The organism is Affinirhizobium straminoryzae (assembly GCF_007004135.1).
Taxonomy (GTDB): Bacteria; Pseudomonadota; Alphaproteobacteria; order Rhizobiales; family Rhizobiaceae; genus Neorhizobium; species Neorhizobium straminoryzae.
Genome location: NZ_VJMG01000033.1, coordinates 25,032 through 31,365 on the forward strand (window position 1 = coordinate 25,032; position 6,334 = coordinate 31,365).

At 62.5% G+C, this 6,334-nt stretch carries 4 protein-coding genes; all 4 read left to right on the forward strand.

From position 1 onward, the window contains the following. Positions 1–3 precede the first annotated feature (3 nt). A complete protein-coding gene (locus FNA46_RS13250; protein WP_143125682.1) occupies positions 4–765 on the forward strand; it encodes a sugar phosphate isomerase/epimerase family protein in 762 nt (253 codons plus the stop codon). 25 nt (positions 766–790) lie between these two features. Further along, positions 791–1,924, forward strand: coding sequence for a Gfo/Idh/MocA family protein (locus FNA46_RS13255; protein WP_143125683.1), 1,134 nt, complete (start codon positions 791–793; stop codon positions 1,922–1,924). A 93-nt stretch (positions 1,925–2,017) separates the two neighbouring features. Next, a complete protein-coding gene (locus FNA46_RS13260; RefSeq protein ID WP_143125684.1) occupies positions 2,018–3,628 on the forward strand; it encodes a glycoside hydrolase family 43 protein in 1,611 nt (536 codons plus the stop codon). 829 nt (positions 3,629–4,457) lie between these two features. After that, positions 4,458–6,334, forward strand: a 1,877-nt coding sequence (locus FNA46_RS13265; RefSeq protein ID WP_185969845.1) for a leukotoxin LktA family filamentous adhesin, incomplete at its 3' end; no start/stop codon positions are given.

Sequence of the window (6,334 nt, forward strand, 5' to 3'; positions counted from 1 at the left end):
GACATGACCGAACTTGGCTTCCAGCTTTACAGCGCCCGCAATTTTCCGCCGCTGTCGGAGACGCTGACAAAGCTCTCGCAGGCCGGCTACACGCAGGTCGAAGGCTATGGCGGCATCTATGGCACGATGGACGACGCAGCGCTGAAGGCGCTCCGGGCCGATCTCGATGCGGCGGGCCTGACCATGCCGACCGGCCATTTCGGCCTCGACCTTCTTGAGAAGCAGCCGGAACAGGCGCTGGCGATTGCCAAGACGCTCGGCATGGAAGCCATTTATTGCCCCTATCTTCTGCCGGACCTTCGGCCATCCGATGCGGCGGGCTGGTTCGCCTTCGGCCAGCGCCTGCAGGAGGTGGGCAAGCGCTATCGGGATGCCGGCTATGTGTTCGGCTGGCACAACCATGATTTCGAATTCAAGACGCTGGACGATGGCTCGACGCCGCAGGAACAGATCCTGGCCGGCGGGCCGGACCTGGCCTGGGAAGCCGACATTGCCTGGGTGGTGCGCGGCAAGGCCGATCCCTTCGCTTGGATCGAAAGCTATGGCAAACGCATCACGGCCGTGCATGTGAAGGATATTGCGGCACCCGGAGAAAATGCCGACGAGGATGGCTGGGCCGATCTCGGCCATGGCACGGTGCCGTGGAAGGACCTGATCGCCGCGCTGCGCAAGACCTCTGCCAAGCATTTCGTGCTGGAGCACGACAATCCGAAGGACGTCGACCGGCTGATTGCCCGTTCGATCGCCTCCTTCGAAACCTACTGACCCCTGATTATTTGCGGAGCGCCCCATGGCGAAGGAACTTGGCGTCGGCATCATCGGATGCGGCAATATCTCGACCACCTACTTCTCGCTTGCGCCCCTGTTCAAGGGGCTCAAGATCCTGGCCTGCGCGGACCTGAACCGCAGCGCGGCCGAACTGCGCGCCGAGGAATACGGCGTGGCGGCCCAGTCCATCGAGGACCTGCTCGCCAATGACGCGCTGGACGTGATCGTCAACCTGACGATCCCCGCCTCGCATTTTTCCGTTTCCAAGGCGATTCTTGAAGCGGGCAAGCATGTCTATTCGGAAAAGCCGCTGGTGCTGTCGCTGGAGGAGGGCGAGGAACTCAAGGCGCTCGCCCAGGCGAAGGGGCTGGCGGTGGGCTGCGCGCCAGACACCTTCCTCGGCGGCTCGCACCAGCTGGCCCGCAAATATATCGATGAAGGCGGCGTTGGCCGCATCACGTCGGGCACCTGCCATGTGATGAGCCCCGGCATGGAAATGTGGCATCCGAACCCCGGCTTCTTCTTCCTGGCCGGCGGCGGGCCGATCCTCGACCTCGGGCCCTATTACATCGCAAACCTCATCAACCTCGTCGGGCCGGTGAAGCGGGTGGGGGCGCTTACCTCGATGGCGAACCCGACCCGCACCGTGACGAGCCAGCCGCTGGCCGGCACCGTGATCCCGGTCGAGACGCCGACCACGATCCATGCCCTGCTGGAATTCGTGAGCGGCGCCACCATCACACTGTCGGCAAGCTGGGATGTCTGGTCGCACCGCCATGCCAATATGGAGCTTTACGGCACCGAAGGCTCGATCTTCGTGCCGGATCCGAATTTTTTCGGCGGCAAGGTGGAGGCCTCCGGCCGCAACACCGATATCCAGCCGCTGGAGGAATGGGATCATCCGTTCGGCAAGGCGAACCAGGAAAGCCCGCGCGGGCCGCGCGCCAACTATCGCACCGCAGGCCTTGCCGACATGGCCATGGCGCTCATTGACGGGCGCGATCCGCGATGCTCACTCGACAGGACGCTGCATGGCATCGATGTGATGACCGGGATCCTCAAATCGGGGGAGGAGGGGCGTTTCATCGACATGGTGACCACCTGCACCCAGCCGGCGGCACTCGGCATCGAAGAAGCTCGCGCGCTTCTGCGCTGAGGGGGGGCAGCCGGTCGTGCCTGAGGGACAGGGCGCGACCGGCTGGACGAACCAATGCACTGGCCAGCCCATGTTCCCGCACAGGACAATCCGATGATCCGCAACCCGATCCTGCCGGGGTTCAACCCCGATCCCTCCATCTGCCGTGTCGGCGAGGATTATTATATCGCCACCTCCACCTTCGAATGGTATCCGGGCGTGCAGATCCACCATTCGCGCGATCTGGTGAACTGGCGGCTGGTGCGCCGGCCGCTGGAGCGCAAGGCGCAGCTCGACATGCGCGGCAATCCCGACAGCTGCGGCATCTGGGCTCCGTGCCTGTCCCATGCCGACGGGCAGTTCTGGCTCGTCTATACCGACGTGAAACGCTATGACGGCAACTTCAAGGATGCGCATAATTACATCGTGACCGCGCCGAGCATCGCGGCGGACTGGTCCGATCCGGTCTATGTCAATTCCTCGGGCTTTGACCCTTCGCTGTTCCATGACGATGACGGGCGCAAATGGTTCGTCAACATGCAGTGGAACCACCGCACCGAAAGCTATGGCGGTTCGCCGAAGAGCCCCGCCTTCGACGGCATCCTGCTGCAGGAATGGGATCCGGCGACGAAACGCCTCGTCGGTCCGATCCGCAACATCTTTGCCGGAAGCCCGCTCGGGCTGGTGGAAGGCCCGCATCTCTTCAAGCGCAACGGCTGGTACTACCTGACCACCGCCGAGGGTGGCACGGGCTATGACCATGCGGTGACCATGGCCCGCTCGCGCTCCATCGCGGGACCTTACGAGATGCACCCCGCGATGCATCTGATCACCTCCAAGGATCATCCGGAGGCCGTGCTGCAGCGGGCGGGCCACGGACAATATGTGGAGACGCCGGAAGGCGAGGCCTATCACACCCATCTCTGCGGCCGGCCGCTTGCCCCGCAGCGCCGCTGCACGCTGGGCCGCGAGACGGCGCTGCAGAAATGCGTATGGCGCGACGACTGGCTGTATCTGGCCGATGGCGGCACCGTGCCGAGCGTGGAGGTGCCAGCGCCGACGGATGCCGCGCGGCAGGACCCTCCGGAGCGCATCGACTATCGCTTCGACCAGCCGGTGCTGCCCGAGGATTTCCAGTGGCTGCGCATGCCGGAGCCGGAGCGGATCTTTTCGCTGACGGAGCAGCCGGGCGTTCTGAGGCTTCATGGCCGCGAAAGCATTGGCTCGTGGTTCGAGCAGGCACTGGTGGCACGACGGCAGGAAGATCACCGGTTTCGCGCCGAGACCGTGCTGGCGTTTCAACCGGACACCTATCAGCAGGTCGCCGGGCTGACGCATTATTACAACCGCCACAAGTTCCACGCGCTGGTCGTGACGCTGCATGAGAGGCTCGGCCGGGTCGTCACCATCTTCTCCTGCCCCGGCGATTTTCCGCACGGCCGGATGAGCTTTCCCGTGGAGAGCGGCGAGGCGGTGCCGGACGGAGCACTCGAACTGGCAGCCGAGGTGCGCGATAACGACCTGCAGTTCTTCTGGCGGGCAAAGGGCGAGGAGGCCTGGCGGCCGATCGGCCCGGTGCTGGATGCCGGCGTGATCTCTGACGAGGGCGGGCGCGGCGAGCATGGTTCCTTCACCGGCGCCTTCATCGGCATGCTTGCCTTCGACACCTCAGGCCGTGCGAAGCCTGCGGATTTTTCCCGTTTCGTCTATCAACGCCTGGACTGAGGCGGCTCGGCTTCCCCGATCTTATCTCGATGCGAGACAGACAGCGGCACGGCGGATAACCGCCGTGCCGATTTGCATTGTGGGGCACAGGCGGCAGGAGGCTCTGCGGTCTGACGGAGAGAGGCTGCCTATCTTTCGCAGGCCCGGTCCGCATAGCTGTCCTCGCTGACGTGCTGCTTGGGGTGTGCATAAGCGATTTCTTGTTTTGCGATGCGGAATAAAACAAGGGAGTAAATATGTATATTTCAGTATAGATGGCTCTCTGTCGATTGTGTGATTCATATTGATGCCCGCGGTGTTGATGATTGCGCCAAAGCGGGAATGTGTGCCGATAGAGGCCAGGTGGTGTAGAGATCAGACTCCGCTTCGCAAGAAGATGCCGTTCGGATCGAGATGCAGTCATGCGGTCCAACTCAGCACCCCATGTCGAAGTCATGATAAAATAATCATATATAATAGAGAGATAACCAGTATCTTCCACGGTTTCCGTGCTGTGTCGCGGTACACTTGGCCTTCGGCGACGGCTGAAATCCGGAGGGTTTCTTGCCGCGCGCTGGCTCACGATTCGTGACGTTCGAGTCGGCGTGATGCGGATGAACGGCGGATTATCGTCGCAGTCCATCTTGCGGATCTTTATTTTAGGAACAGATGAAAACTACAGATTTGCTTTTAACGAATCACTGGACACATAAAAAATGAGTCTGTATCCGTATTATGATTGGGTGGAATCCGATATATATTTCGAATCGAAAATATGACCGGCGCTTTGCCCGCGAATGTTTGTTTGGCGCAGCCAATGCCTGGGGGGCTGCGCCGGGGGGTTTTGGACATGGTCGATCGGTCTCGCCACTGGTATCCGGTGTTGGCGCGCTTTTCCCGCACGCTGACAGTTTCGGTTGTTTCGGGAAGTCTGGTTCTCCAGCCTTTCCTGGCGCATGCGCAGCAGATCGTCGTCGATGGCCGCACCCAGACCTTGCTGCAGGTGAACGGTGCGGTGACGGATGTCACCACGACCACGATCGCCCATGGCAATGCCTTCAACTCCTTCTCGAAGTTCGATGTCGACGCGGGGCATACGGTCAACCTCTATGTCCCCCAGGGGGCAGACCGTCTGCTCAACGTGGTGCGTGACAGGCAGAGTTCGATCAACGGCATTCTCAACAGCTACAAGAACGGCGAGATCGGCGGTGACGTCTACTTCCTGAACCCGCATGGGGTCGTCGTGGGCGAAAAGGGGGTGGTCAATACCGGCCGCCTGACGCTGCAGACCCCGACCTCCGAATTCGCCGAGGCCCTGATCGACAACCAGGGCGCCATCAGCCATGCGCGTGTGGAGGCCGCCATCCGGGGCGATGTGCCGTTGTCGAAGGATGGCAGCGTGCGCATCCTCGGCGAGGTGAATGCCCGCGACAAGCTGATCATCCGTTCTGCCAGCCAGGAGATCCACGGCACCGTGCGCGAAGGGGCCGAGGCCTCGCGCGCCATCTTCGAGAATGTGGTCAATACCGGGGGCCTGCAGAAGGGCGCGGAATCCGTGACGGTCGGTGCCGATGGCACCATCTCGCTGCTCGGCGCAGGCCAGGCCGCCCCCGAGCGCAAGATGATCGTGCTGGACAAGAGCGCCGAGACGCGCACGGAAACGGCGCTGACCATCCGCGAAGGGCTTGTCGACATCTCGACCACCTCGATCAACGGCAACAACGCCTACAACTCCTTCAGCATCTTCGACGTCTATGCCGGCCAGACGGTCAACCTGATCGTTCCGTCCTCCGTTTCGAATTTGATCAATATCGTTCGCGACAAGCAGTCGGACATCAATGGCCAGCTGAATGCGCTGAAGAACGGCCAGATCGGCGGCAATGTCTACTTCCTCAATCCGCGCGGCATCGTGGTGGGCGCCAGCGGCATCCTGAAGGCGGACAGCATCACGCTTGCCACGCCGTCCCTGGAAAGCGTCGACCAGCTTCTGAAGGCCGGTCGCGCGCCTGCCCAGAATGATGCGCTCTCGCTTCTGACGATCGGTGCACTGCAGAAGAACAGCAAGGGCATCGTCAATGTGGCGGGCCTCGTCTCGGCGAAGTCCGGCGTCACCGTCGCCGCGCAGAATGTCGATATTTCCGGCACGCTGACGGTCGAGGGCGCGGGTGCTGCCGGAATCTCCCCGCAGATCGTGGTGCAGTCTGTCGATGACACCGTCATCAATGGCGGTCGCATCACGGCCGACGGTGCAAACGGCCGCAAGGCGGGGTCCGTGCGCGTGGAGGCCGGCAACGACGTCGCGGTGAAGGCAGGCAGCCTGATCTCCGCCAGTGGCAAGGGCACGGCCTCCGATGGTGGCTCCGTGGTGATCTTTGCCGAGAACGAATCGCAACTGGCAGCCGATGCCTCCGTGCTGGCGCTGGGGGGCGAGGTCTCCGGCAATGGCGGCTTCATCGAGTTCAGCGGGCAAAATGTGGTGACGCTCGCCGGTGGCACATTGAATGCGGCAGCCTTCTTCGGCGCTGGCGGCGAAGTGCTGATCGATCCGGCCCAGATCGTGATTTCCGCCAATACCTGCCTTGGCTGTGGCGGTGCCTATTCCAGCGCCTTGTCGGCCGGCACGAAGTTCAGCCTGCAGGCCAGCCAGAGCATCACGCTTTCGGAAAACGTCTTCCTGTCGACGCGCCAGGTGGGCGGCGCGACGGACCGCAACAGCCATGCCACGGC